Here is a 1,946-nt window from a genome sequence, read left to right as displayed (position 1 = left end):
TTGTTCATCAGGGGGACGCTCGATGCCAGCGAGGTGGTCGAGCTGCTCGCACAGCAGCCGCGGCTCAAGCTGGTAGACGGCGACGACAGGAAGACAGGATAGATGCCGCGCAGCATGGCCGGCTCTATATCGACAGCGAGCCATAGAGTGCGGCCTATGCTGCGCGAACGCCGAGCCGGTCACTCGCCTGGGATGGGACGAGTGGCTCAGGTGGCGGTCGGACAAGGATCGAGGAGTGAGGAATGGAAGGAATTCATTGGACGGGTTCGCCGTACGTCGAGACTCGGCATCCTCGGAGAAGTCCTGGCTGCGGAGGCTCTCATCCGAAACGGGTTTCAGAGCGTCGCGTCATTTCGCGGAAGCCAAGAACGAACGGAGTCGCTGGCTGTGATTGCACGATGTTGGCAATCGGTTTAATAACGGGTCGAAAGGTTTAATATTAGATCGATTGTTTTGATATCTGAACGATCGATCCGATATGAAATGGGTCCTCCGTGGCGAGAACGGTTCCACAGAGCGCGATCAGAAATCCTCTTGACCTTGTCTTCGGGGTCGACTCGAACGTGCGGGTCTTGCGCGTGCTTGTCCGTCATGGCGGGTACCTCTCCAGTTCGGATATCGGTCGTCGCGCCGGGATATCGAAGAGCAGCACCCGCCTGGGCCTTATATCGCTCGGGGAAGCGGGCGTCGTGTCGGCAGAGGGGTCAGGGTACAGCCGACTGTACCGCTTGAATGCCGAACACTACTTCTCCAAAGCAATCGAGAACCTCTTTGCTGCCGAGGAACGTCGGTTCGCAGCCATCATCGATGCCGTTACCGATAGTCCTGGTGACAAGAAGCAGTTCGTCAAGAGCCTTTGGCTGTACGGCAGCGTTGCGCGCGGAGCGGACCGCCTGGGAAGTGATCTGGATGTCGGGGTCGTCACGGGATCTGCCGACCTCGCAGCGGTTGTCGATGTCGTTCGGGACAGCCTTGCCATTCATTCCGAGCGGTTGGGCTTCACCCCGACTGTCGTTGGCCTCGACATGGAGGATCTCAGCCGTCTTGCCCGTGACGACGATCCTTGGTGGGCGAGCGTGGTCAAGGATGCCGTCGTGCTGGCAGGCAGGCGACCCGAGGAACTTCCGGCGTTGGCTGGAGCAGCCGCAGATGGTTAGAACCGGGTCCACTAAGAAGAAGGATGCTTCCTACGTCTTTTGTCAGCTGCCGGCGGGCCGGCGCTGCTTCTGTCTCTAGCGAAGCCGTGCTTGATGAAGTCACCTTCGATTGCATCTGCCGAATTCTCGCGTATCCTGCGGCCGCGCATGTGAGCACAAGGGTGGCGCCTGGCGCTTAGACTAGCCACCCCTTCAAGAACCAGCGTCGGCATGGCGACCGAAAATGCTGAGGCAAGAGACCGCCATTCCAAGAAGGAAACGTTCGTCATGGATTCCCATGCCGTTATTGCGTCCCTGCCAGTCGCCGGGGCCGACCGTGCCGTGCTTATCGAGGCCGCCAACGCAGCGTTCGAAAGGGTCATTGGGCGGATTGAGCCGGCCAACGAGGAACTGACTCGCACCCTTTGGGATGCCGAGTGTTATATCGACAATGAAATCACTGCAGACATGCTGCCGATTTCACGGGACGAGGCCGCGTACCTCGTTGATGTGTTCCTGGTGCATCATGTCGTTCAATTGGCGGTCGCCGCGGACAAGGAGGCCGCCGATTCCCGGCCTTGAAGCTCGCCGGCGGCAGATGCGTCTGCCTGCAGCGACCTGGCCGACGACCCGATCAATGCCGTAACCTTTGCCGCCACCTCTTCAAGGGTGGCGGTGAGGCGGTTTATCTGCGAGGCGGTCGCCGCTAGTTCCGGGCCATAGCGGGTGATGAGATATTCCCGGTTCTGGCTTAGGGACTGGAGATGCTTGGCCGTTTTCGCGCGAAGACGCAGCCCCGCTGCCAGAGTG

At 60.0% G+C, this 1,946-nt stretch carries 2 protein-coding genes and 1 pseudogene; 2 read left to right on the top strand and 1 reads right to left on the bottom strand.

Annotated elements, in window-relative coordinates; genetic code table 11:
* The first annotated feature begins 578 nt into the window (after positions 1–578).
* Both EOA38_RS35180 and EOA38_RS35175 read left to right on the top strand, forming a co-directional pair.
* Positions 579–1,157, top strand: coding sequence for a nucleotidyltransferase domain-containing protein (locus EOA38_RS35180; protein WP_245481000.1), 579 nt, complete (start codon positions 579–581; stop codon positions 1,155–1,157).
* 210 nt (positions 1,158–1,367) lie between these two features.
* Positions 1,368–1,718: a hypothetical protein gene (locus EOA38_RS35175; protein ID WP_127301382.1), complete on the top strand. Its 351-nt coding sequence runs from the start codon at positions 1,368–1,370 to the stop codon at positions 1,716–1,718.
* Here the strand turns inward: EOA38_RS35175 and EOA38_RS39910 are convergent.
* Positions 1,670–1,946 (bottom strand): annotated as a pseudogene (locus EOA38_RS39910) (hypothetical protein); the annotation flags it as partial. The gene EOA38_RS35175 and the pseudogene EOA38_RS39910 overlap by 49 nt on opposite strands.

Origin of the sequence: Mesorhizobium sp. M1E.F.Ca.ET.041.01.1.1 (assembly GCF_003997355.1) — a bacterium.
In the GTDB taxonomy this organism is placed as follows: domain Bacteria; phylum Pseudomonadota; class Alphaproteobacteria; order Rhizobiales; family Rhizobiaceae; genus Mesorhizobium.
The sequence above is the reverse complement of the archived record's forward strand: the minus strand, read 5'-3'. Positions and strand labels throughout refer to the sequence as shown.